Origin of the sequence: Hafnia sp. CBA7124 (assembly GCF_002355555.1) — a bacterium.
Classification (GTDB): domain Bacteria; phylum Pseudomonadota; class Gammaproteobacteria; order Enterobacterales; family Enterobacteriaceae; genus Hafnia; species Hafnia alvei.
The window spans coordinates 1563383-1586273 of sequence record NZ_AP017469.1 but is presented as its reverse complement, the minus strand read 5'-3'; the positions used below and the strand labels follow the sequence as shown (position 1 = coordinate 1586273).

The following is a 22891-nucleotide window of genomic DNA, read 5'->3' as shown; positions in this document are numbered from 1 at the left end:
TTAATACGGGTAATAATTAACAGGCCAATGATGTTTTTCATTCAGATTGGAATATTTTGATGCGCATCATGCAACTGGATCGGCAATCAACGTTATTTCCCCCAACGGATCTCGCACTGCGTGAACCGAACGGGTTGCTGGCCATTGGCGGGGATTTACGCCCTGCCCGTTTACTTGCCGCCTACGGTGCGGGGATATTCCCATGGTTCACACCGGGGGACATCATCCTCTGGTGGTCGCCCGATCCACGTGCGGTTTTATTCCCGCATGAGTTGCACATTAGCCGTAGCATGGCGAAATTTTTACGTAAGCACGATTTTGAAGTCACGATTAATCAGGCGTTTGCCGATGTCATTCGTGAATGCGCCGATCAACGCGAAGAAGGCACATGGATTGGTGAGGACGTGCAGCAAGCTTATGTGAAGTTGCACGAACTTGGCCATGCGCACTCCGTTGAGGTCTGGCAAGAAGATCGGCTCGTAGGCGGCCTGTACGGCGTGTTACAAGGCTCTCTCTTTTGCGGCGAGTCGATGTTCAGCCGCGCCACAAACGCCTCCAAAACGGCTCTAATTGCGTTTTGTGAGCATTTTGTGTCGTTTGGGGGAACATTAATTGACTGTCAGGTGCTTAACGCGCACACTGAGTCGTTAGGTGCGCGTAATATCCCGCGCAGTGATTATTTACACCACTTACGGATTGACCAGAATAAGGTAATTAATCCCGCCTGCTGGAAACCCCAAACTATTATTTCACGCGAGTTTGCGATAAAACCCCATCAAAATTGCCCGTAATGGATGAAGAACCACCGACACTCCTTTACATAATCGGGGTTTTTCGGCATTATCTTGCCGATTAAAAAATATGGTACTCATACCTAGAGGATTCGATGGCCAAAGAAGACAATATTGAAATGCAAGGTACCGTACTTGATACGTTACCAAACACGATGTTCCGCGTTGAATTAGAAAACGGACACGTCGTTACCGCTCACATCTCCGGTAAAATGCGTAAAAACTACATCCGCATTCTGACGGGCGACAAAGTCACTGTAGAGCTGACCCCGTACGACCTGAGCAAAGGCCGCATTGTCTTCCGTAGCCGCTGATAGGCTCACCCTGCGCACCTGCGTTCACGCATCTGCGGCATAAATTATACTCGCGGTGATATGACGGTCTGACGAGACACATAAATATCACTGAGAGTTAGCTGAAAAACTTAAATTTCAGCCATAAAAAAAGAGCGCCTTTTGGCGCTCTTTTCTTTTACTTCTTAAACTTCGGTTAATGTAGGGCGTCTTCGGCTTTACGCTTCTGTGCGCTACAAAATTCATACGTTAACTGCTGCTTATCTTCGCTCAAATCAACGGTGACAGAGCCACCGTCCACCAACGAACCAAACAGCAATTCGTTCGCCAACGGTTTTTTCAGATTTTCCTGCACCACACGTACCATAGGACGAGCGCCCATCGCGTGATCGTAGCCTTTCTCTGCCAGCCACAAACGCGCTGCTTCGCTCACTTCCAACGAAACGCCTTTAGCATCCAGTTGAGCCTGCAGTTCGACGATGAACTTATCCACCACCTGCTGAATAATGTCAGTCGACAGATGGTTGAACCAAATGATGTTATCCAGACGGTTACGGAACTCTGGCGTGAACACCTTCTTGATCTCTTCCATCGCGTCGGTGCTGTTATCCTGCTGCGCAAAGCCAATTGATTTACGCTGAGTTTCACGCACACCGGCGTTGGTCGTCATCACCAAAATCACGTTACGGAAATCGGCTTTACGGCCGTTATTATCCGTTAAGGTGCCGTTGTCCATCACCTGTAATAACAGGTTGAAGACGTCAGGATGCGCTTTTTCGATTTCATCCAGCAATAGAACCGCATGAGGATGTTTGATCACCGCATCCGTCAGCAGACCACCTTGGTCAAAGCCGACGTATCCCGGAGGCGCACCAATCAAACGGCTAACGGTATGACGTTCCATATATTCGGACATATCAAAACGCAGCAGCTCAATATCCAAGGCTTTCGCCAATTGGACCGTGACTTCGGTTTTACCTACGCCCGTTGGGCCAGCAAACAAGAACGAACCGACCGGCTTATGATCTTGACCTAAACCAGCACGACTCATTTTGATCGCTTCGGTCAGCGCGCTGATGGCTTTATCCTGTCCAAACACCAACATTTTCAGACGGTCGCCCAAGCTTTTCAGCACGTCGCGATCGCTGGCTGATACGGTTTTCTCTGGAATGCGCGCAATGCGAGCGACCACAGATTCAATATCAGCGACGTTGACGGTTTTCTTACGCTTGCTCACCGGCATTAAACGGCTACGAGCGCCCGCTTCATCAATAACGTCAATGGCTTTATCTGGCAAATGACGGTCATTGATGTATTTAACCGACAGCTCAACCGCCGCGCGAATCGCTTTCGCGGTATAGCGCACGTCATGATGAGCTTCATATTTTGGTTTCAGACCATTAAGGATCTGTACCGTTTCATCTGGGGTTGGCTCAGTAATATCGATCTTCTGGAAACGACGCGCCAAGGCGCGATCTTTTTCAAAGATATTGCTGAACTCTTGATAGGTCGTCGATCCGATCACGCGGATCTTGCCGCTAGACAGCAGCGGTTTGATCAGGTTAGCCGCATCAACCTGCCCACCAGACGCTGCACCCGCACCGATGATGGTATGAATTTCATCGATAAACAGGATGCTATCGGTATCTTGTTCAAGCTGTTTGAGCAACGCTTTAAAGCGCTTCTCAAAGTCGCCGCGGTATTTTGTACCCGCCAGCAATGAACCAATATCCAGTGAATACAGGGTGCAGTCCGCCATCACCTCAGGCACGTCGCCCTGCACAATTCGCCAAGCAAGCCCTTCCGCAATCGCGGTTTTACCGACGCCGGACTCCCCAACCAATAGCGGGTTGTTTTTACGACGACGGCACAACACCTGAATCGCACGCTCCAGCTCTTTATCGCGGCCTATCAACGGATCGATACCGCCGACGCGTGCAAGCTGGTTTAAGTTCGTGGTGAAGTTCTCCATGCGATCTTCACCGCTAGCAGGCTCTTCCGGTGCTGGATTTTCGGCATTTGGCGCCTGTCCAGTTTCGTCTTTGCGTGTGCCATGCGAGATGAAGTTCACGATATCCAAGCGGCTCACGTCGTGCTTGCGCAACAGATACGCAGCCTGAGACTCTTGCTCGCTGAAAATCGCGACCAGTACGTTCGCGCCGCTAACTTCATTGCGGCCTGAGGACTGAACATGGAAAACAGCACGCTGCAGAACGCGTTGGAAACTCAGCGTAGGCTGAGTATCACGCTCGGCTTCACCGTTAGGTAACGTGGGTGTGGTTTGTTCAATAAAGGTTTCGAGTTCTTGACGCAAAGCGGCTAGATCAACAGAGCAAGCCTCCAGCGCTTCACGCGCAGCAGGGTTACTAAGCAGTGCCAGCAGCAGGTGCTCCACGGTCATAAACTCATGGCGATGCTCGCGCGCTCTGGCGAACGCCATGTTGAGACTGAGTTCCAGTTCTTGATTGAGCATAGGCACCTCCCCCATTTAAGCGGCCGTTAACCGGCCTTTTCTAACGTACACAACAGTGGATGCTCGTTCTCCCGCGCATACCGATTGACGTGAGCGACTTTTGTTTCCGCCACCTCAGCGGTGAAAACACCGCAAATCGCTTTTCCTTTATAATGCACAGTAAGCATCAACTGCGTTGCACGTTCAATATCATATGAAAAAAACTTTTGCAGGACGTCAATCACAAATTCCATCGGTGTGTAATCGTCATTGTTAAGTATAACTTTATACATTGACGGCGGTTTTACCTCATCGATTTGTTTGCTGTCGGCTAATTGTTCGAAATTCAGCCAGTCGTTTTGGTTTGCCATGTCCTGCCCATTCTCTGTTAACAATCATGCGATACAGACTACGATCGCATAACTACATGTCTTTCTTGCTAGTGACTTAACTGTGACACAAATCTTCACAGTTGTGTTATTTGCGTTGCATTAAGTGATTAAATTTCGCCCGATTCATCTAAATAGCGTTATCTGCTTCAAACTTTCATCACAATGCACTGTGTTAAAAATAGCCATTGCTTGACGAACTAGCGGCATACACTAGAGTGTAAATTTGTAAGCTGGTGACGATTCATACAAATCGATGCCGTTTCGACCGATAAGCCTCTGTTTCAAACTGAAGATATTAATCGCTTGATTAACAGATCTTTTCGGCACCCGTAGGGGGTGTTCCTAAGCTGTTCAGCACCGCTTGTGGGTGCGTTAATCGAACATGTTAAGAACACGTCCTGTATCTGCCCTCGCACTCAACCGAGGTTTCGCATCAACCAAGACCCACGGTTCGAAGAATGAAGGGCATCAATCTTATCTCATAACATACATAGCGAGCTTTGCCGATGACTCTGGGTTAATCGTGCAAATCTCTTATCACAGCATGGCGAGGGTTGTATAAGCATGGAGACGGGTACTGTTAAATGGTTCAATAATGCTAAAGGTTTTGGCTTTATCTGTCCTGTGAATGGCGGCGAAGACATTTTTGCTCACTATTCTTCAATTCAGATGGAAGGTTACCGCACACTGAAGGCTGGGCAACAGGTCCAATTTAATGTGCAAGAAGGCCCTAAGGGCAACCACGCCAACGCCATCGTTCCCATCGAAGTAGAGATGACAGCCTAACGTCCCCTCCGCAAACGAAGGAACCACTTTTGCTCCATGCCAGCCCCGCGCTGGCATTGTTTTATAGCACTTATCATCATGGCAATACGCTATCTTCCTCCTTGTTAGATAGTGGCGTTTCCTTTTTTTTCAAGGGCAACCCGCTCTCCTTCCGCTTATGATTAATTAACCGTCTAATAATTAACACCAATAGTTATTTGGCCGCTCAACTCACTCATTCACTAAATAAATCATCAACGACAATCAAATAATTATTTAAAATACGTTCACCTAGCTCGCCGATTTAATTGCCGTTGAGGTTTAGCCTGTTTAACTACTTGCTAGAAATTAAATACAGCAACGTTCTATCAGGTATATCGTATGTCTCAAATCAGCGTCGAACGCACAGCAGATTCATCCATGACGGGTTTCCAACTCTTTAATTCTCTCGTAAAAGGAGACTTAAAGCCGGGGCGTCTTTGGCATGCGAAAAATTACCGCGTGAAATTTGCGCTCAGAACGTTGCTAGCCCCAGTCACAACGATAAAGCTGCTGGAAAACATTGCGGCTATCCCTAGCTGTCAGGACGTGCTTTTAGCCCAGCCACGCCTGCCGTGTAAGCTTCATCATCCCTATCTGAATGTTCACTTCAAGCGCCAAGATGCCGTCAAAGCCATTGGCGAACACTACCAGATGATGGATGACGCGTTGCCGCAGAGCATTTTGCGTAAAATATATAATGCCAAACCCTATTATCTGTGTGAAATGACAGGCAAAAACGGCCAGCTATTCCGTATCGGGATCAGCCCAATTGATAGTCTGAATAAGGAAGGCGAGCTGTCGTTATTATTTTATAACGATGAAGGCACCATGCTTTCTGAATGCACCTTTACCTTGCTCACCTATTTAGGTAAAAAAACGCTGTTCGTCGGTGGATTACAAGGGCCAAAACGTTCGGTCCCGCATGAGCTTATTCAAACCGCTACTAAAGAATGCCATGGTTTATTTCCTAAACGCCTTTTGATGCAGGCACTTTGCTTATTTGCCAACAGCGTGGGATGCGAACAGATATTAGCCGTGGGCAATGACACCCATATCTATAAAAACTGGCGCTACAACAAAAAGAAAAGCAGCAAGATGATGTCAGACTACGACAGCTTCTGGCTCTCAATCGGCGCAGAAACAACGCAGGAAGGTTATTTCCGCCTGCCACTAACGATTGCCCGAAAATCGTTGGAAGAAATCGCCAGCAAAAAACGGGCAGAATATCGTCGCCGTTACCAGTTGCTGGACGATCTGGAATCCGCCGCTCACGCGGCATTGAGTCGCTAAATCTCACACAGAATCCGCCATTCTGAATACGAATGGCGGCTATCTTGTTACTCTGCCTTAGCTACTCTGCCTTACCGCGTGCCAACCAAATCACTCGTGAAAACATCCCTTTGATAAGCGCAGGCACAGAATCTCTGCCCCAAACTTCAGCCTGTGCCGCCACAGAAATAGCTAAGTCGGGTTTAGATGAGCGGTGTATCGCTTTGGTGATCACCTTACGCGCTGACAGCGGTACGTTGCTCGGTAGGCCTGCGATATCGTGATACACCGACGCAAACCCCTCACGGTACATGTAATGCTCCATATCCGGCGCAGGTAGCGCGGTCAGACGATCGCGTTCGTTCTCCTTAGCATGCTCGGTCAACGCACGTACCGCAGCGGCATACTTACGCCCCGCATCGTCGCCGTCCACCAGTACATGCCACTCAAGTCCCATATGCCGTGCGAATTTCACCAGCGGACGAATACCGCACTGGGCAAACTCGATAACTTTGATCCCTTCCGTTTCGAAATGGTAGCCGCACTGGCGAGCGAGCTCATTGAGCAACCAAACCTCCGTTTCACCCTCAACCAACAGCCAGCAACGAGCAAACAGTGTCGATGCCCGATTAAATCGAATGTGGAAGGCAATCCGCCGGCTATCTTCAGGTGACATCCCCTGCGGGCCAATACGATAGGTTGCCACGCGGTTTGACTGGCGCACCAAACGACATACGCGATCAACCGGCACCAGTGAAAGCAATTCGCCCGAGTTGGTAGTGGTGATTTTTTGCAGCGGCAGCTGATTGAGCAGCCCCCACGCCACCGACAGCATAATGGGATGCAGGCGAGTTTCAGGATCTTCCACCAGCAGCAGCGGACGCGCATGAGGATCGAGCGTGATCGCACCTTTAGCCTGCAATAGCGTTGAAAACAGCCCAAGTAAAATCAACCGCATATTTCGGCTACCGGATTCAGCCACCATTTGATTCATATTTTCGAGCGAACGCCATGCCTGACGCCCGTGTACTTCGTCGCTATGACGCTTTCGACGGCGCGAGTTCTGCGGCTGTTGCCCCTGTTCAGCAAAATAGTGTTCCAGCAGCAACTGCATGGCATTCAAGCCCTGACGCAGTTCGCTGTTGCTCAGCTTCTGCGGGTTACGCACCATTTCACGCGTCAGATCGTCAAGCTGTTGGGCCACTTCCGCCTGATCGGGGATCTGGCGTTCTGCTAATACGTTCGGACGCAGTCGGCGAATAAAGCGCGCATCACGCAGGCGTAGCACCGGATGTAACCGAACAACCTCACGCGCCAGTTTATCGACGTGATGTAGTTGAAGCGGCTCGCCATTTTGATCGAGAAAAGAACGCCACGTACACACCGTGCCATCGTCACACAACTCGCCTTCCTGACGAAAATAGATGCGTTGAAAACGGTCGTCCCCATTTTGCCATAGCGACGACAGGGGTCGATAACGGGGCGCGTTGTGGTGCCCTACATCCGACTCACAAAATACAAAGATAATTTGTAGATAGCGCTCTTTTGCGCCTTCATCACCGGGAGGAAAATAAAAATCTTGCGATTCGAAGTGATAGAGATCGGCGTTAGGTGAAAGACACAGCGTCAGCGCATCCAAAAGGCTCGATTTGCCCCACGCATTTTCGCCGATAAGAACCGTATTCTCATCCAGCGTCAAAGAGAGGCGATTTATCCCTCTGAATCCGACAATTTCGATCCGTTCTAGATACATTGCTACTCTCCCTTACGGATGCATTCATCTGAGAATGAAAAAAAAACGCTGTCTGGTCAAGCACTCACTGAGATGTGATGCCCGATTTTCTTCTGCCTATTCAGTTCGTGGAGAGTAAAACGCCAAACCATTCGGCTTGTTTTATCAATTCCTCTGCCACGCTTTACTCACCAAACCCTTTTGGGTAGCGTATCGCCATTATTCTCCGCAATTTAGGTTTTCCATGTACTCGGGACTGCTCATTATCTTGGTGCCGCTTCTGCTCGGCTACCTAATCCCTCTACGCCAAAAGAGCTTAGTGGTATTAATCAACCGTCTGCTTAGCTGGATGGTTTACGTTATTCTGTTTTTTATGGGCATCAGCCTCGCCTTTCTCGATAACCTCAGCGAGAACCTGTGGCTTATTTTTCAGTATGCTTCGGTATTCTTTATTTGCATCATCGTGGCCAATCTTATTGCGTTACTGCTACTGGAAAAAAAGCGCCCTTGGGTTGTACCCCATAAACAGGAAGAACTCCCTTCCCGTCTGCACATGGCGCTGGAATCGCTCAAGCTGTGCGGCGTAGTGGTGGGTGGTTTTGCGCTCGGTTTAACGCAGTGGTCATGGCTCAGTTACGCTTCTCACGGCAGTGAATATGCGCTGATCTTCCTGCTGTTGCTGGTCGGGTTGCAGCTGCGTAATAGCGGCATGTCACTCAAACAAATCATTCTTAACCGCCGCGGCATGATTATCGCCGTGCTGGTGTGTGTGAGCGCGTTGGTCGGCGGTGCCATCGCGGCCCTGTTGCTGGGACTACCCATTAAAACAGGTTTAGCCATTGCGTCTGCCTACGGCTGGTACTCCCTTTCAGGGATCATGATGACCGATGCGTTTGGCCCGGTGATCGGCAGCGCGGCCTTCTTTAACGATCTGGCGCGTGAATTATTTGCCATTATGATGATCCCCACGCTGGTACAGCGCAGCCGCTCATCCGCGTTGGGCCTGTGCGGCGCAACATCTATGGACTTCACGCTGCCGGTTCTACAACGCAGCGGTGGCTTAGAATTAGTGCCTGCCGCCATCGTTCATGGCTTTGCCTTAAGCCTGATCGCTCCGGTTCTGATGGCCGTTTTCTCCTCATAATTCCCGCCTTAAAAAGTATGTCATGGGGTCAATAACCTCATGACATACCTAAAAAGTTTTAGTCTTTTTCCTCTGAATAATTCTCACTTACAACTTAATTTGCGCTATATCAAACAAAGCTAAGGTTGCCTCAAAAATTCCTTTTTTACCTCACTGGACGGGACTACTCTTAAAACAAGCATAATAAATGCAACTTTAAAAGGAAGCCCAGAATGTACTGTGTCCAATGTGAACAAACCATCCGAACGCCTGCGGGTAATGGCTGTTCTTTCGCCCAAGGTATGTGTGGCAAAACTGCTGAAACGTCTGACCTACAAGATCTGCTGGTTGCAGCATTACAAGGCCTGTCTGCATGGGCACTGAAAGCACGCGAGCTGGGCATTATCGACCACAATATTGATAACTTCGTGCCTCGCGCCTTCTTCTCTACGCTGACTAACGTTAACTTCGATTCAGAACGTATCGTCGGTTATGCCCGTGAAGCGTTGGAAATGCGCGATGCGCTGATGATGGCCTGCCGCGCGGTTGACGCGAACGCACAGGTTGATCATCCATTAGCTGATTTACAGCTGGCGGGTTCAGACCTTGCCACGCTGCGCAAACAGGCTGAAGAATTCGCGCTCAACAACGATAAAGCAGAAATCGGCGACGACGTTCACGGCCTGCGCATGCTAAACCTGTATGGTTTGAAAGGTGCGGCGGCCTATATGGAACACGCCCACGTTCTCGGCCAGTACAGCGATGATATTTATGCTGAATTCCACGCCTATATGGCATGGTTAGGTACTCAGCCACGCGACGTTGATACACTGCTGAATAATGCCATGGGCATTGGCAAAATGAACTTCAACGTGATGGCGATTCTGGACAAAGGTGAAACCGACGCTTACGGTCATCCAACGCCAACCTCCGTTAACGTTCGCCCTGTTGCAGGCAAAGCCATTCTGATTTCAGGCCATGACCTGAAAGACCTGCGTATGCTGCTGGAACAAACCGAAGGGACTGGCGTAAACGTCTATACCCACGGTGAAATGTTACCTGCACACGGCTACCCTGAACTGAAAAAATTCAAGCATTTGGTGGGTAACTACGGCAGCGGCTGGCAGAACCAGCAAACCGAATTTGCCAAGTTCCCTGGCCCAATTTTGATGACCTCTAACTGCATCATCGATCCTAACGTCGGTAACTACACTGACCGTATTTGGACCCGTAGCATCGTTGGCTGGCCAGGTGCGCGTCATTTAGAAGGTGACGATTTCAGCCAGATCATCGCTCAGGCTCAAGTGTGCGAAGGCTTCCCATACAACGAAATCGAACACATGATCACCGTCGGTTTTGGTCGCCAGACCTTGCTGAACGCAGCAGATACCGTCATCGACTTAGTGTCACAGAAAAAACTGCGCCACGTCTTCTTGGTGGGTGGCTGTGACGGTAGCCGCGCTGAACGTAGCTACTTCACCGATTTCGCCCGCGCCGTGCCTCAAGATTGCCTGATCTTGACCTTAGCCTGCGGTAAATATCGTTTCAACAAGCTGGACTTCGGTACTCTGGAAGGCTTGCCACGCTTGCTGGACGTCGGTCAGTGTAACGATGCCTACGGCGCAATCATGTTAGCAGTGAAACTGGCTGAAACATTAGGCTGTGGCGTGAACGATTTGCCACTGAGCTTGGTTCTGTCTTGGTTTGAACAGAAAGCTATCGTGATCCTGCTGACCCTACTGTCTCTGGGTGTGAAGAATATCTACACCGGCCCAACGGCTCCGGGCTTCTTGACCGACAACCTGCTGGCCATTCTGAATGAAAAATTCGGCATGCGTTCCATCTCCACGGTTGAAGCAGATATGACCGAAATTCTGGGCGCGTAATCGCACTTGATGTCACCTTAAAGCCGCAGCCCTTCGGGTCTGCGGCTTTCGAATTGAGAAAACATGATGACAATGCCAACTCCCCTCTGCCCTAATCAGATGCAGGTGCATTCCATTCATCAGGAAACGCCGGACGTCTGGACAATTTCTCTTATTTGCCACGATTTCTACCGTTATCATCCGGGGCAATATGCGCTGGTGAGCATTCGTGATAGCGAAGAAACGCTGCGCGCTTACACGCTGTCTTCGTCTCCGGGGCAAAGTAAATTCATTACGATCAGCGTGCGTTGCTTGCCCGACGGCGAAGGCTCGCGCTGGCTGACACAGGAAGTTCATCCGGGGCAACAGCTGTGGCTGTCCGATGCGCAAGGCGAATTCACCTGCGCCAATGCCCCCGCCGATCGCTACCTGATGCTGGCCGCTGGCTGTGGTGTGACGCCGATTATGTCCATGACCCGCTGGCTATTGGCGAATCGTCCAGAAGCCCATGTGCAGGTTATTTTCAATGTGCGAACCCCACGCGACGTGATTTTTGCCAATGAGTGGCGCGATCTTGATGCACGTTATTCACAGCTGAAGCTAACGCTCATGGCTGAAAGCGAGGCTACCACAGAGTTTTTGACCGGTAGAATTACGCGTGAAACGCTGGAACAGATTTGCCCTGATATTGCTAGCCGCACCGTGATGACCTGTGGCCCTGCGCCTTACATGAAAGCGGTCAAACAACTCGCGCTCGATCTGGGCGTTCCAGCGCAAAACTTCTATCAAGAACAGTTCCAAGTGGTAGCCGATAACGATGCCGATGGTGCAACGCTCAAGCTCACCACCAATACGCCGTTGCATACCTATCATGCACCGGTGGGCGCAACGCTGCTGTTTGCGATGGAACAAAACAAGCTTCCTATTCAGGCGGCCTGCCGTGCAGGGGTTTGTGGTTGCTGTAAAACCCGCATTCTTAGCGGCGATTACACCACCAGCAGCACCATGACGCTGACGCCGGACGAAATCGCGCAAGGGTATGTACTTGCCTGCTCTTGCCAGCTAAATAGTGATGTCGTTATTGCCTAACGGTTTTGCCTAATCAGTCGGGTCGTCCTGTTTTTTTATCCACCGATGACCCGCTTATTTCGCCCCATCCTCCCTTCCAATACCTTTCAGTAATGCCTCATTGCTATAACATTTCTACAATATTAATAATACAAAATGTATAGTGGTCTTCTCGATGGCAGACAATGCACTCGGCATTGCCGACAGCGCCGTGACTTTCACTCGCTCACTGAAAGCATCAATGAGCGAGCTACCTGAATTCATTCAAGGGAGGTGTTCATGAAGCAAACTGTTGCAACCCTAGTCGCTAAAACACTCGATCAGGCTGGCGTAAAACGTATTTGGGGCGTCACCGGCGACTCCTTAAACGGCCTTAGCGATAGCCTATTAAGAATGGGAACCATACGTTGGATTGGCACACGCCATGAAGAAGTCGCGGCTTTTGCCGCCGGTGCCGAAGCACAGCTTACCGGACAGCTCGCTGTCTGCGCGGGGTCCTGTGGGCCAGGCAACCTTCATCTAATCAATGGCCTGTTTGATTGTCACCGCAACCACGTTCCGGTACTCGCCATCGCGGCGCACATCCCTTCCAGCGAAATCGGCAGCGGCTATTTTCAAGAAACACATCCACAAGAGCTGTTTCGTGAATGCAGCCATTACTGTGAACTCATTTCCAACCCAGAACAGCTCCCTCAAGCGCTTGAAGTGGCAATGCGTCAGGCCATTCTCAAGAAAGGCGTTTCGGTCATTGTGCTACCGGGTGATGTTGCACTGCGTCCCGCACCGGAAGATGCCAACCCCGTTTGGCACACGCCTTTGCTGCCTCGCGTTTTACCACCGGAAAGCGAGCTGGAAGCCTTTAAAAACATTCTGGAAAGCGGCAAAAAAATCACCCTGCTGTGCGGCAGCGGCTGTGAAGGTGCCCATGACGAGCTGATCCAACTTGCGGAAAAGATAAAAGCGCCGATTGTTCATGCGCTGCGCGGTAAAGAGCACGTGGAATGGGATAATCCGTATGACGTTGGGATGACGGGTCTTATCGGCTTCTCCTCGGGCTACCATGCCATGATGAACGCCGATACCCTGATTTTGCTCGGCACCCAGTTCCCGTACCGTGCGTTTTATCCAACTAACGCCACCATCGTGCAGGTGGATACCAATGCGGCCAGCATCGGTTCGCACTGCGCCGTCAATTTACCGTTGCTCGGCGATGTGAAATCAACGCTCCAAGCGCTGCTGCCTAAGCTTGAAACTCGCAGCGATCGCCAGTTCTTGGACCAAGCGTTAGAGCACTACCACAAGGCGCGTAAAGATCTGGATGCACTGGCGACCTCCAACGACGACCAGCCGATTCATCCACAATATTTGGCGCAGCAAATCAGCGAACTGGCCAGCGAAGATGCCATCTTTACCTGCGATGTCGGTACGCCAACCGTATGGGCTGCGCGCTATCTCAAAATGAACGGCAAACGCCGTTTGCTGGGATCGTTCAACCATGGTTCCATGGCTAACGCAATGCCACAGGCCCTAGGTGCGCAAGGAAGCCACCCCGATCGTCAGGTTATCGCCCTATGCGGTGACGGTGGATTTACCATGCTAATGGGCGATTTCCTCACGCTGGCTCAGCAAAAATTGCCGGTCAAAATTGTTATTTTCAACAATAGCGTGTTGGGATTTGTGGCGATGGAAATGAAGGCCGGTGGCTATCTCACCGATGGTACCGACTTACACAATCCTGACTTTGCCGCCATTGCGAACGCCGCAGGGATTAAGGGCATTCGGGTAGAAAAAGCCTCTGAGCTAAATAGCGCGCTGGCTGAAGCTTTCGCTCACGATGGGCCGGTCGTCGTCGACGTGGTTACCGCCAAGCAAGAGCTGGCTATGCCGCCGCAGATCAAATTTGAACAGGCAAAAGGCTTCAGCCTTTATATGCTACGCGCCATTATTAACGGTCGCGGTGACGAAGTGGTGGAACTAGCCAAAACCAACTGGCTGCGCTAACCCCTCGCGTTCTTCTCTTGCGAACTCACTCATCCGGCGCAGAAATTCTGCGCCGTTTTTTCATCTAATTTGCGGTCGTTGCCGCAGATCATTCGCTATCTGCCATTTTCAGTTTTGAGTCTACAAACGCGCATGCTACAAAGAATAAGGTTTATAAAAATCCTACTCAATAATCTACACCCCACGTTGAAGCCAAGCGTCAGCCAGCGCAAAACCAAGGGATTAAGGAGCAGTACGTGATCGATCTTCGTAGTGATACCGTTACCCGTCCAAGTGACGCCATGCGTTTAGCCATGTCTCGTGCCGAAGTCGGCGATGATGTTTATGGTGACGACCCCAGCGTTAACCTGCTTGAACAAGAAGCCGCCGAGCTTACCGGTAAAGAAGCCGCACTGTTTTTACCAACGGGTACACAAGCAAATTTGGTAGCGCTGCTGACACATTGCCAACGTGGTGAAGAGTATATCGTTGGACAAAAGGCGCATAACTATCTGTTTGAGGCCGGTGGCGCTGCGGTTCTCGGCAGTATCCAGCCACAGCCCATTGATGCCGCAGCCGATGGCACTTTGCCGCTCGACGTCGTCGCCAGCGTTATCAAACCCGATGATGTTCATTTTGCGCGCACCAAACTGCTGTGCATCGAAAATACCCATAACGGTAAAGTTTTACCGCTCGACTATCTGCAACAGGCATGGGTATTCACGCGTGAGAAAGGCCTTGCTCTGCACGTCGACGGCGCGCGTATTATGAATGCCACGGTGGCGCTTAACGTCCCCCTATCGACGCTGACACAGTACTGCGACACGCTTACCATTTGCCTTTCCAAAGGACTGGGCGCGCCGATTGGTTCGCTTTTGTGCGGCAGCGCTGAATACATCAAGCAAGCACGTCGCTGGCGTAAAATGGTCGGTGGTGGGATGCGTCAGGCCGGTATTTTGGCCGAAGCGGCACGCTATGCGTTGCTCAACAACGTTGAACGTCTGCGAGAAGACCATGATAACGCGCAGTGGCTGGCGAATGAGCTCAGTGCCATTGGGGTCGAAGTCATGGCGCCAGGAGCACAAACTAACATGCTGTTCCTCAAAGTCCCTGCGCATGAAGCCGCTCAATTAGGCGGATGGATGAAAGAGCGCGGCGTACTGATGAGTGCAGGCCCGGTCACGCGTATTGTGACGCATCTCGACGTCTCACGTTCAGATTTGGAGAAACTGGTTTCCTTATGGAAAGAGTTTAAACAATCTATCAATACTCAGAGCAGCACCACAGCCAGCAAAGCTATTTACGGCTAACATAAGTCATAGCCCGCACGCTTATCCCAGCGCTGCGGGCGTCATCCTAAAATAATAAAATATATTCTCATCTGCTTAGGTTTAACTATGACCCCACAAAGGATTTTAGTGCTGGGTGCCAGCGGCTATATCGGACAACACCTGATCCCAAAATTAGTTGAAGAAGGCCATTCAGTCAGAGCCGCCGCACGCCGCATTGACTGGCTACGTGAACAGGCTTGGCCACGCGTCGAATGTCAGTACGTCGATCTTCATAAACCAGAAACCCTACCCGCCGCCGTGGCTGATATTGATGTCGTTTATTATCTGGTTCACGGCATGGGTGATAGCCATGATTTCGTGACCGGTGAAATTAATGCAGCCCAAAATACCTGCGAAGCACTGCGCGATTCAGGCGTGAAACAAATTATTTTTCTCGGCGCCCTTCAGCCCAACGGCGAGTCATCACGCCACTTAGTGGCACGCAAAGAAACCGGTGATGCACTTCGCGCCAGCGGAATTCCGGTGACCGAACTGCGCGCAAGCATCATCATCGGCCCGGGCTCCGCCGCTTTTGAAGTGATGCGTGATATGGTTTATAACCTACCCATCCTCACGCCGCCACGCTGGGTGCGTTCAAAAACATCGCCGATAGCCCTTGAGAATCTACTGACCTATCTCACCGAGTTACTGAACCATCCCGCCATCGGCAACCGCGTGTTCGACGTCGCCGGCCCTGAATACATCAGCTATCAAACGATGTTTGAGCGGTTCATTGCCTTGAGCGGTAAAAAGCGTTGGATGATCCCGCTGCCAATCCCAACGCGTTGGGTTTCTGTCTATTTTCTCAGTATGATCACGTCGGTTCCCACCACGATTTCCCGTGCGTTGATCGAAGGTCTAAAACACGATCTTCCCGCGCACAGCACCGCCATTGAACGACTCATTCCCCAAACGCTGATCAAATTCGATCAGGCGGTACAAGACACGTTGGATAAAGAGGCCGAAGTCGTGAACTCTGCCGACTGGGGTTACGATCCTGAAGCCCGCGAACGCTGGCGGCCGGGCTACGGTTTCTATCCAAAGCACGCCGGATATGAGCAAGAAACCAGTGCCTCTCCAGAAGCCCTATGGCATGTGGTTCAGCAAATCGGCGGCAAAGAAGGCTATTTCTACGCCAATATTCTCTGGGCTATCCGCGCTAGAATGGACGATATGATCGGCAACAAAGTGGCCTATGGTCGGCCTGATGGCGATACCCTCGCGCTAGGCGATTTGGTCGACGGCTGGAAAGTGATTACGGTAAAACCCCTGCGCCAGTTAGCCATGATGTTTGGCATGAAAGCCCCCGGCCTTGGTCGCCTAACTTTCACCATTGAAGACAAAGGCGACAAACGCGTTCTGGATGTACGTGCGTGGTGGCATCCCGCAGGATTCAGCGGCCTGTTGTATTGGTTTGCCATGATGCCCGCTCATCTGTTTATTTTCCGTGGCATGAGCAAAAAAATAACCAAGCTTGCCGAAGCCTACGATCGGGAAAATAAGCAGCGATAGTTAACCCTGCCTCAGCATGGCTTGGCATAATAAGTCCTGCTGAGGCAACGGCTCGTATCTATTATAAAACGCGTACCCTGTGAGCAACTAAACAATTGTTACGCTCTCTCTCCGTAATCTGATTGCATGTAGAGTAAATTCACGGAAGAATGGCACCCTTGTTGCTAGAAGCGGTCAAATTAGCGATGAGAGCGCCCTTTCCCTTTGAGTAAGGGCAATGAACTAGCTGGCTGACATCAGCCATAAAACGCCTATTAACCTAGGCACACTGCGGATTCGGATAAGTTATGAAAGTATTGGTGACCGGTGCAACCAGCGGTCTCGGACGTAATGCGGTTGAGTTTTTACGTCAGAAAGGGATTAGCGTTCGCGCTACTGGACAAAATCAGGCCATGGGCGACCTATTGAAAAAAATGGGCGCGGAATTTATTCATGCCGATCTCACCAATCTCGTATCATCACAGGCCAAGGCCATGCTGAATGATGTGGATACGCTGTGGCATTGCGATGGTTTTACCTCCCCGTGGGGCTCGGAAGAACTCTTTGAGAAGGCCAACGTACGCTCAACCCGCCGCCTTGGCGAATGGGCCGCCGCCTACGGAGTTCGCAACTTTATTCATATTTCCTCGCCCGCCGTCTATTTTGATTATCGCCACCATCGTGACATCAAAGAAGATTTTGTCCCGAACCGCTACGCCAATTACTACGCCCGTAGCAAAGCGGCGGGTGAAGACGTTATTCAAAATCTAGCGCTGTCTAATCCACAAACACACTTCACCATTCTGCGCCCACAGGGATTGTTTGGCCCACACGATAAAGTATTACTCCCGCGTTTGCTTAACGCAATGCGCAAGCACGGCACCTTGTTGCTGCCGCGCGGCGGTGATGCGTTAGTGGATATGACCTATGAAGAAAATGCGGTGCATGCCATGTGGTTGGCAACGCAGATCGAAAGCACACCGTCGGGCAGAACGTTTAATATTTCAAACCATCAGCCACGTCATCTGCACACCTTGTTGCAGCATTTAATCGACGAGCTGGGCGTAAAATGTAAAATCCGCTCAATTCCTTATCCTATGCTGGATATGATGGCACGCGGAATGGAAAAAATTGGTGCTAATAGCCCCAAAGAGCCCGCGCTAACACACTATGGCGTAGCAAAACTCAACTTCGATATGACGCTCGATACCACGCGTGCGCAGCTTGAGTTAGGCTATCATCCGATTGTTTCCATTGACGAAGGGATTATTCGCACTGCGCACTGGCTTAAAGATCATGGCCGTCTGCAAAACCGCGATCGTCATTGATCCACGCTGCCATATTTTTCGATTAGGGCATCAACCATCGCCTCTGTTTCAGCATCCGGTTCGCCCTGATAGTTGGTGGGTCTAAAGTGCATTTGAAACGCGGCGATCGCGTTGCGCGACGCTGAATCATTGGTGCCGCTGGGCACGATATCGTAGCCATAAGCGGCCAGTTTCTTCTGTAGTGTTAACACATCGACCGGTGTCGTTTTCGCCCTGCCCGCCAAATAATAATCTACCCGGTTTTGATCCGGCCATGCGCCAATGCCCTGTTCAGCCAACTGTTGCCACGGAAACAACGGCCCCGGATCAAGCTTGCGCTGTGGCGCGATATCCATATGCCCCACCACGTTTTGTGGCGCAATTGCGTAACGCTGCACTATGTCTTTACTTAGGGCGGTCACCAGCTCAATTTGCTGCGGCGTATAAGGTGCCCAAATTTTGCCTAACATGCCTTGCTGGTAGCCTTTGTTCACGATTTCGATACCAATCGATGTGTCATTCAGGCTCGTTCGTCCGCGCCAAGAACTGGCTCCCGCATGCCATGCCCGCTGCGATTCCGGCACTAACTGCCACACCACGTATTTGCCGTTCTCCGCAGGTGGATGCGCGGGCACCAGATAATGCGCGCTCACGTGTTCATCGGTTAGCGTTTTTAGCGATGAATGGAAGTCTTCCGCCGTGTAGTGCAGCACTAAAAACCGGATGCGCTGATCGACGCCCTGAGCCTGATGACGATCTTCAACCAGATAGGTACCTCGATTGACCAATTGGTGCTGCGACGGCGCGCTTTGGCAACCAGCTAAGCCAATTGCCAACAATATTGTCATCGCTGCGAACCCAATCCGTTTTGGCATGTCTTAAACTCCATCATTCAGTAATTCAATATTAAAGGAACAATGCCATGCGTAATAGCACAACTCCATCCCTCGAAGGCCTTACTATCGTTGACTACTGCGGCGTTGTCACCGGAGAGGCCATCCTCGGCGCCAATATTTTCAAAGATTTCTTCGCGGGCATTCGCGATATTGTCGGTGGTCGTTCTGGCGCTTATGAAAAAGAGCTGCGCAAAGCACGAGAAATAGCCTTTGCTGAAATGAACGATCAAGCCAAATCGCTCGGCGCCAACGCGGTCGTCGGCATTGATATTGATTACGAAACCGTAGGAAAAGACGGTAGCATGTTAATGGTTAGCGTGAGTGGTACCGCGGTAAAGGTGAAATAATGAATATGTAAGGGCTGAATAACTCAGCCCTTATGCGTCCTCATCACTCGCCGCAAAGGCTCATATTTTTATTGAGCAAATAAGGCCGTAAATAGCCCACCAAATTAGACAACGGTAGAATATCCTCACCTAATGCAATGTTGAGATGCTCAATAATATAGGCTCGGCGCTGTTGAATACGCTGCCAAACCTGAGGGTATTCACGCGCAATCTGCTCACGCAGTTCGGCATTAGCAAGAGCCACACACTCTTCGGCGCTGGCACCGGCGTAGCCCGGAACTGAGGGAATAATATCAATTTGCAGCAGCATACCGCTGTGTATTTTAGCCTGTGAACCCGAATAGATGGGTGAACTCATCCACTCTTCATCGGCAACTAAATGGCCTGGATTAAGGTGCCAACCGTATTGCGCTTTAGGCAGCACAGTCTCAATACGCTGATAAATATCATCCCCTGTTACGCCAATCGCCATATATTCAAGCCATGCAACAACGGCGCGATAATAAGGCTTTGCCACGGCGTTGAGATAATCCCGTTGGTCAGGCGGCAAATCATGTTGATCATGAGCAACGTAGCCGCCACGGCTGGATAAGCCGCCTTTGTAGCTGGTCGTCAACGAGGCACGATCTGACAGCGTAATACGATTCTCACCCGGATATAAACGCGCATTTTTAAACCGCTGACCGAACGCGGCAATCGTCACCACGTTATTGGGCTGCCCGTCCGCCGTGAGATAATGCCCAATCTCTTTTTCTGTTTTATTCAGTTCTATCGCGTTCATCGCCTGCAACATACAGGTTGAGGCTAAATTTGCGCCATATTCGTAATGGGCAATTTCGTTGGCCGAATTGATGACTCGCGCCCCGCTGTCTCCGCCAATAAATAAATGCGTCGCGTTGCAGATCTTAGCGTGAGGAGAAACGACGCGCTGAATAGCATTCATCATGAAATAAGGCAGATCAAAAATCTGCTCGTTATTTTCTGTTGGGCTAGTGAACATTTTCCAACCCACAATGCCCACTGAAGACGCGTGATGAATTCCGGTATCTTTCAGCGCCTGAGTTAACGTCATCGGGTTATCCATCGGCTGATTAGGCAGTGAGAAATGAGGAACGCAGATGGCATGATTGGCAATTCGCGCATGCTGGGACATTTTCATGTTTTCATTGCCTAACAATAAAAATGCCTTTCCTGACACAGCGAGCACTAATAACGCTTCTTCAAATCGAGGAATAAACCCCGTTAGATATTCGAAATTAGCCCCGTGCTCTTTATCGGCATAAATCACTAGATAGTCGTGCCCAGATGCTTTCATACGCGCCAGCACGCGATCCAAGCGAAGCTGAAGGGTCTCATCGAGAAGCTCTACCTGCTGAGCATCGGGAAATACCTGTGGCTGTGGTACAGATTTTAAAACAATATTCTTCTCTTTCAGTAAATCCATGCCGACTCTCCCTTTAGCTTGCGCAGTCATCATCTAAGTCACAACAATAACCGAGATAATAACGGAATTAAGTCAGAGAGAGAGAACGCTGTTCTGAATAACCGAGCTCGCTTGCAAAAATCATCGTAGTTCGAATAATTGTTTTCTCTACGTTTAATTTATCTAGATTGGGTAGATGAAATTCTGAGCAGAGGCATCAGCACTTGCGCGATATAACCCCGGTGCAATGCCAAATCGTTTGCGGAACATGCGGGTAAATGTCTGTTGGTTATCAAACCCACAGGACAAGGCGATATCCAACACGCGACGATCTGTTTTACGCAGCGCCAGCGCCGCGCGTGTGAGTTTACGGTTGCGAATATAGCTGGCAATGGTTTTACCGGTGACGGCTTTAAATTTACGCTGAATATGCCATTTGGAATAACCGGACTGGCGTGAAACATCATCAATTAGCAATTTATCGTCGATATGGCTTTCAATCCAATTCACCAGATCGGTCACGATGAGGTGGTCGTATTGTTGTGTTGTCATTATTCTCTCCCTTTTAGATGCGGTATTAATCGATAAAAACGGTGTTTTTTATCTCCTCCAACGCCATGCGTTGCGCTTCCGATCGGCCCGGATGCGTTTTATCGACGCCCTCGGCACGAATAATTTTGACGTTTTTTAGCCCCATCAAAGACAGCGCGGAAACTAAATAAGGCTCTTGAAAATCCATCGCTCGGTGAACAGCGTCCGCGTAGATGCCGCCTCGCGTTGAAGCGATAAATACCGGCTTATCCGCAATCAGCCCTTGCGCACCTTGTGAGGTAAAAGCAAAGGTTTTCCCCGCCTGACAGACCTGATCAATCCAAGATTTGAGATTAGTCACGATGGAGTGATTAAACATCGGGGCGCCAATCACCAGCGCATCACATATTTTCAGCTCTTCAATTGCCTGATTGGCGGCCTGTACGGCGTGAATAACCTCGTCGCTGTATCCCTCGACGCCATTTCGCATCGCGTTGAATACGGCTTCGGTTAAATGTGGCGGCGGTGTGAGCCCGACATCACGGTAGATGACAGATTGAATGCGGTGGTTTTCCTGCAACTGGGCCACGATTGCGGCGCTCAGCAGGCGCGAGGTCGATTGGGTGCTAAATGGGCTTGAGTCGATATGCAGCAATTTCATTCTGATTCCTAAAGATATTCTGTTTGCAAAAAATGCATTTTTTGAAGAAAAAATAACTGCTGCTAGGTTAATGGTTGCAATTACAGAGCGAAATATCTAATTTTCGGAAACATTGTTGCAAAAACGAGACAATAAAATGAAATGCGATCTCAACGATATGCTCTACTTCGTTCATGCCGTCGATCATCAGGGTTATACCGCCGCAGCTAAAGCGCTCGGTGTATCAAAATCCTTGCTGAGTCGTCGTATTGCATCGCTGGAGGAGAGCCTTGGCGTTCGTCTATTGCAGCGCTCGACTCGGCGCTTTAACGTCACGGATTTGGGGCTTAAATTTGCTGAGCAGTGCCGTCTGGCCGTGCAACAGGCGCAAATTGCCGAAGATTTGGTGAGCAACGCATTGGCCTACCCAAGCGGCAAGCTTAAAATCGCCGCGCCGGTGATGATGACAGAAGAATTTATGGCTCCGGTGGTGTGTCGATTTATTCAAAAATATCCCGATGTGGAAATTGAACTGTTAGCCATGAACCGAGACGTTGATTTAACCACGGAAGGTATTGATATTGCGATTCGCCCAGAGCCACTCCCGCTGCGCGATTCGAGCCTGCACGTCAAACCTCTGTGCATTGAGCACCAAATATTAGTGTGTAGCCCCGATTATATTGCACGTTTTGGCATGCCAAACGATGTTTCAGAGCTTGCACAGCATGCAACAATAATCAAAAAAAGCGACGACAATAACCGCCAATGGCGTCTCATTAATGTGCATAAAGAAAAAGTGACCCTCAACGTCACTCCGCGCCTGATAACCAATAATATGCGCGCGGTCGTTTATGCAGCGATTAACGGCGTCGGCATTACCTGTCTGCCGCGTTTTATCTGCTTAGATCATATTGATTCCGGTGCGCTGGTGCATGTTTTACCCGAGTGGACTAACGAACCTCACTCAATTCACGCTTTGTATGAGTCTAAACGCGGGCAGACACTGCTGTTCAAAACCTTTTTGGACTACCTTAGCCAGTCACTGAATGAAGTGCGCCGCATCAATAAAACCTAATGCAGTCTCTTATTCATTCACTTTGTATGCATTCAGCCAAGAGGATTTAGTCGAGGCTGGGCAAATGTGCCAGTTTTC

20 protein-coding genes are annotated in these 22891 nt (G+C 50.2%); 13 read left to right on the top strand and 7 right to left on the bottom strand.

Annotated elements, in window-relative coordinates; translation table 11 throughout:
• Window positions 1–59: 59 nt before the first annotated feature.
• Window positions 60–791, top strand: coding sequence for a leucyl/phenylalanyl-tRNA--protein transferase (gene aat / locus CPY98_RS07365; protein ID WP_043492307.1), 732 nt, complete (start codon window positions 60–62; stop codon window positions 789–791).
• 95 nt (window positions 792–886) lie between these two features.
• On the top strand, window positions 887–1105 hold the full coding sequence (infA, locus tag CPY98_RS07360) for a translation initiation factor IF-1 (protein ID WP_002211347.1): 219 nt from the start codon (window positions 887–889) through the stop codon (window positions 1103–1105).
• A 175-nt stretch (window positions 1106–1280) separates the two neighbouring features.
• Here infA and clpA read toward each other — a convergent pair whose 3' ends face one another.
• Together clpA and clpS are read right to left on the bottom strand one after the other, a co-directional pair.
• Window positions 1281–3557 (bottom strand): ATP-dependent Clp protease ATP-binding subunit ClpA, encoded by a 2277-nt coding sequence (gene clpA / locus CPY98_RS07355; RefSeq protein ID WP_025800943.1) that lies wholly within the window; start codon window positions 3555–3557, stop codon window positions 1281–1283.
• Between the two features lie 26 nt (window positions 3558–3583).
• A complete protein-coding gene (gene clpS, locus CPY98_RS07350; protein ID WP_004095820.1) occupies window positions 3584–3907 on the bottom strand; it encodes an ATP-dependent Clp protease adapter ClpS in 324 nt (107 codons plus the stop codon).
• A gap of 585 nt (window positions 3908–4492) precedes the next feature.
• On the opposite strand from clpS, the gene cspD reads away from it, so the two are divergent.
• Complete coding sequence (gene cspD / locus CPY98_RS07345) at window positions 4493–4714, top strand: cold shock-like protein CspD (RefSeq protein ID WP_025800942.1); 222 nt, start codon at window positions 4493–4495, stop codon at window positions 4712–4714.
• Window positions 4715–5074: 360 nt separating this feature from the next.
• Window positions 5075–6025 (top strand): VirK/YbjX family protein, encoded by a 951-nt coding sequence (locus CPY98_RS07340; RefSeq protein ID WP_043492303.1) that lies wholly within the window; start codon window positions 5075–5077, stop codon window positions 6023–6025.
• Window positions 6026–6086: 61 nt separating this feature from the next.
• On the opposite strand, the gene CPY98_RS07335 is transcribed toward CPY98_RS07340, so the two are convergent.
• On the bottom strand, window positions 6087–7757 hold the full coding sequence (locus CPY98_RS07335; RefSeq protein ID WP_096387040.1) for an ATP-dependent endonuclease: 1671 nt from the start codon (window positions 7755–7757) through the stop codon (window positions 6087–6089).
• Window positions 7758–7980: 223 nt separating this feature from the next.
• On the opposite strand from CPY98_RS07335, the gene CPY98_RS07330 reads away from it, so the two are divergent.
• The 7 genes from CPY98_RS07330 to CPY98_RS07300 all read left to right on the top strand — a co-directional run bounded on the left by CPY98_RS07330 (window position 7981) and on the right by CPY98_RS07300 (window position 17922).
• Window positions 7981–8880, top strand: a complete 900-nt coding sequence (locus CPY98_RS07330) for a lysine exporter LysO family protein (protein WP_025800939.1) — start codon at window positions 7981–7983, stop codon at window positions 8878–8880.
• Between the two features lie 212 nt (window positions 8881–9092).
• Window positions 9093–10745 carry a hydroxylamine reductase gene (hcp, locus tag CPY98_RS07325; RefSeq protein WP_043492296.1) on the top strand — a complete coding sequence of 551 codons (1653 nt, stop codon included), beginning with the start codon at window positions 9093–9095 and terminating at the stop codon, window positions 10743–10745.
• 66 nt (window positions 10746–10811) lie between these two features.
• Window positions 10812–11813, top strand: a complete 1002-nt coding sequence (hcr, locus tag CPY98_RS07320) for an NADH oxidoreductase (protein WP_172625173.1) — start codon at window positions 10812–10814, stop codon at window positions 11811–11813.
• A gap of 258 nt (window positions 11814–12071) precedes the next feature.
• Complete coding sequence (gene poxB, locus CPY98_RS07315; protein WP_096387037.1) at window positions 12072–13793, top strand: ubiquinone-dependent pyruvate dehydrogenase; 1722 nt, start codon at window positions 12072–12074, stop codon at window positions 13791–13793.
• Between the two features lie 236 nt (window positions 13794–14029).
• Window positions 14030–15082, top strand: coding sequence for a low-specificity L-threonine aldolase (ltaE, locus tag CPY98_RS07310; RefSeq protein WP_046358728.1), 1053 nt, complete (start codon window positions 14030–14032; stop codon window positions 15080–15082).
• A gap of 87 nt (window positions 15083–15169) precedes the next feature.
• Window positions 15170–16615, top strand: coding sequence for a DUF2867 domain-containing protein (locus CPY98_RS07305; protein ID WP_096387031.1), 1446 nt, complete (start codon window positions 15170–15172; stop codon window positions 16613–16615).
• Window positions 16616–16902: 287 nt separating this feature from the next.
• Window positions 16903–17922 (top strand): NAD(P)-dependent oxidoreductase, encoded by a 1020-nt coding sequence (locus tag CPY98_RS07300; protein ID WP_025800933.1) that lies wholly within the window; start codon window positions 16903–16905, stop codon window positions 17920–17922.
• Here the strand turns inward: CPY98_RS07300 and CPY98_RS07295 are convergent.
• Window positions 17916–18776 (bottom strand): N-acetylmuramoyl-L-alanine amidase, encoded by an 861-nt coding sequence (locus CPY98_RS07295; protein WP_043492286.1) that lies wholly within the window; start codon window positions 18774–18776, stop codon window positions 17916–17918. The genes CPY98_RS07300 and CPY98_RS07295 overlap by 7 nt on opposite strands.
• Before the next feature lie 47 nt (window positions 18777–18823).
• On the opposite strand from CPY98_RS07295, the gene CPY98_RS07290 reads away from it, so the two are divergent.
• Entirely contained in the window at window positions 18824–19144 is a 321-nt protein-coding gene (locus tag CPY98_RS07290) for a heavy metal-binding domain-containing protein (RefSeq protein WP_025800931.1), read from the top strand.
• 43 nt (window positions 19145–19187) lie between these two features.
• Here CPY98_RS07290 and CPY98_RS07285 read toward each other — a convergent pair whose 3' ends face one another.
• The 3 genes from CPY98_RS07285 to CPY98_RS07275 form a co-directional block, all read right to left on the bottom strand.
• A complete protein-coding gene (locus CPY98_RS07285; RefSeq protein WP_096387028.1) occupies window positions 19188–20588 on the bottom strand; it encodes a Xaa-Pro peptidase family protein in 1401 nt (466 codons plus the stop codon).
• 162 nt (window positions 20589–20750) lie between these two features.
• Window positions 20751–21119, bottom strand: a complete 369-nt coding sequence (locus tag CPY98_RS07280) for a helix-turn-helix domain-containing protein (protein ID WP_025800929.1) — start codon at window positions 21117–21119, stop codon at window positions 20751–20753.
• A 25-nt stretch (window positions 21120–21144) separates the two neighbouring features.
• Window positions 21145–21759 (bottom strand): FMN-dependent NADH-azoreductase, encoded by a 615-nt coding sequence (locus CPY98_RS07275; protein WP_043492278.1) that lies wholly within the window; start codon window positions 21757–21759, stop codon window positions 21145–21147.
• 136 nt (window positions 21760–21895) lie between these two features.
• Here CPY98_RS07275 and CPY98_RS07270 point away from each other — a divergent pair, with 136 nt between their 5' ends.
• Window positions 21896–22813, top strand: coding sequence for a LysR substrate-binding domain-containing protein (locus CPY98_RS07270; RefSeq protein ID WP_043492275.1), 918 nt, complete (start codon window positions 21896–21898; stop codon window positions 22811–22813).
• Window positions 22814–22891 lie beyond the last annotated feature (78 nt).

Bases quoted from the DNA above. Each gene is read 5' to 3' on its own strand.
- aat (WP_043492307.1), top strand. From the start codon at position 60: ATGCGCATCATGCAACTGGATCGGCAATCAACGTTATTTCCCCCAACG.
- infA (WP_002211347.1), top strand. From the start codon at position 887: ATGGCCAAAGAAGACAATATTGAAATGCAAGGTACCGTACTTGATACG.
- clpA (WP_025800943.1), bottom strand. From the start codon at position 3,557: ATGCTCAATCAAGAACTGGAACTCAGTCTCAACATGGCGTTCGCCAGA.
- clpS (WP_004095820.1), bottom strand. From the start codon at position 3,907: ATGGCAAACCAAAACGACTGGCTGAATTTCGAACAATTAGCCGACAGC.
- cspD (WP_025800942.1), top strand. From the start codon at position 4,493: ATGGAGACGGGTACTGTTAAATGGTTCAATAATGCTAAAGGTTTTGGC.
- CPY98_RS07340 (WP_043492303.1), top strand. From the start codon at position 5,075: ATGTCTCAAATCAGCGTCGAACGCACAGCAGATTCATCCATGACGGGT.
- CPY98_RS07335 (WP_096387040.1), bottom strand. From the start codon at position 7,757: ATGTATCTAGAACGGATCGAAATTGTCGGATTCAGAGGGATAAATCGC.
- CPY98_RS07330 (WP_025800939.1), top strand. From the start codon at position 7,981: ATGTACTCGGGACTGCTCATTATCTTGGTGCCGCTTCTGCTCGGCTAC.
- hcp (WP_043492296.1), top strand. From the start codon at position 9,093: ATGTACTGTGTCCAATGTGAACAAACCATCCGAACGCCTGCGGGTAAT.
- hcr (WP_172625173.1), top strand. From the start codon at position 10,812: ATGACAATGCCAACTCCCCTCTGCCCTAATCAGATGCAGGTGCATTCC.
- poxB (WP_096387037.1), top strand. From the start codon at position 12,072: ATGAAGCAAACTGTTGCAACCCTAGTCGCTAAAACACTCGATCAGGCT.
- CPY98_RS07305 (WP_096387031.1), top strand. From the start codon at position 15,170: ATGACCCCACAAAGGATTTTAGTGCTGGGTGCCAGCGGCTATATCGGA.
- CPY98_RS07300 (WP_025800933.1), top strand. From the start codon at position 16,903: ATGAAAGTATTGGTGACCGGTGCAACCAGCGGTCTCGGACGTAATGCG.
- CPY98_RS07295 (WP_043492286.1), bottom strand. From the start codon at position 18,776: ATGCCAAAACGGATTGGGTTCGCAGCGATGACAATATTGTTGGCAATT.
- CPY98_RS07290 (WP_025800931.1), top strand. From the start codon at position 18,824: ATGCGTAATAGCACAACTCCATCCCTCGAAGGCCTTACTATCGTTGAC.
- CPY98_RS07285 (WP_096387028.1), bottom strand. From the start codon at position 20,588: ATGGATTTACTGAAAGAGAAGAATATTGTTTTAAAATCTGTACCACAG.
- CPY98_RS07280 (WP_025800929.1), bottom strand. From the start codon at position 21,119: ATGACAACACAACAATACGACCACCTCATCGTGACCGATCTGGTGAAT.
- CPY98_RS07275 (WP_043492278.1), bottom strand. From the start codon at position 21,759: ATGAAATTGCTGCATATCGACTCAAGCCCATTTAGCACCCAATCGACC.
- CPY98_RS07270 (WP_043492275.1), top strand. From the start codon at position 21,896: ATGAAATGCGATCTCAACGATATGCTCTACTTCGTTCATGCCGTCGAT.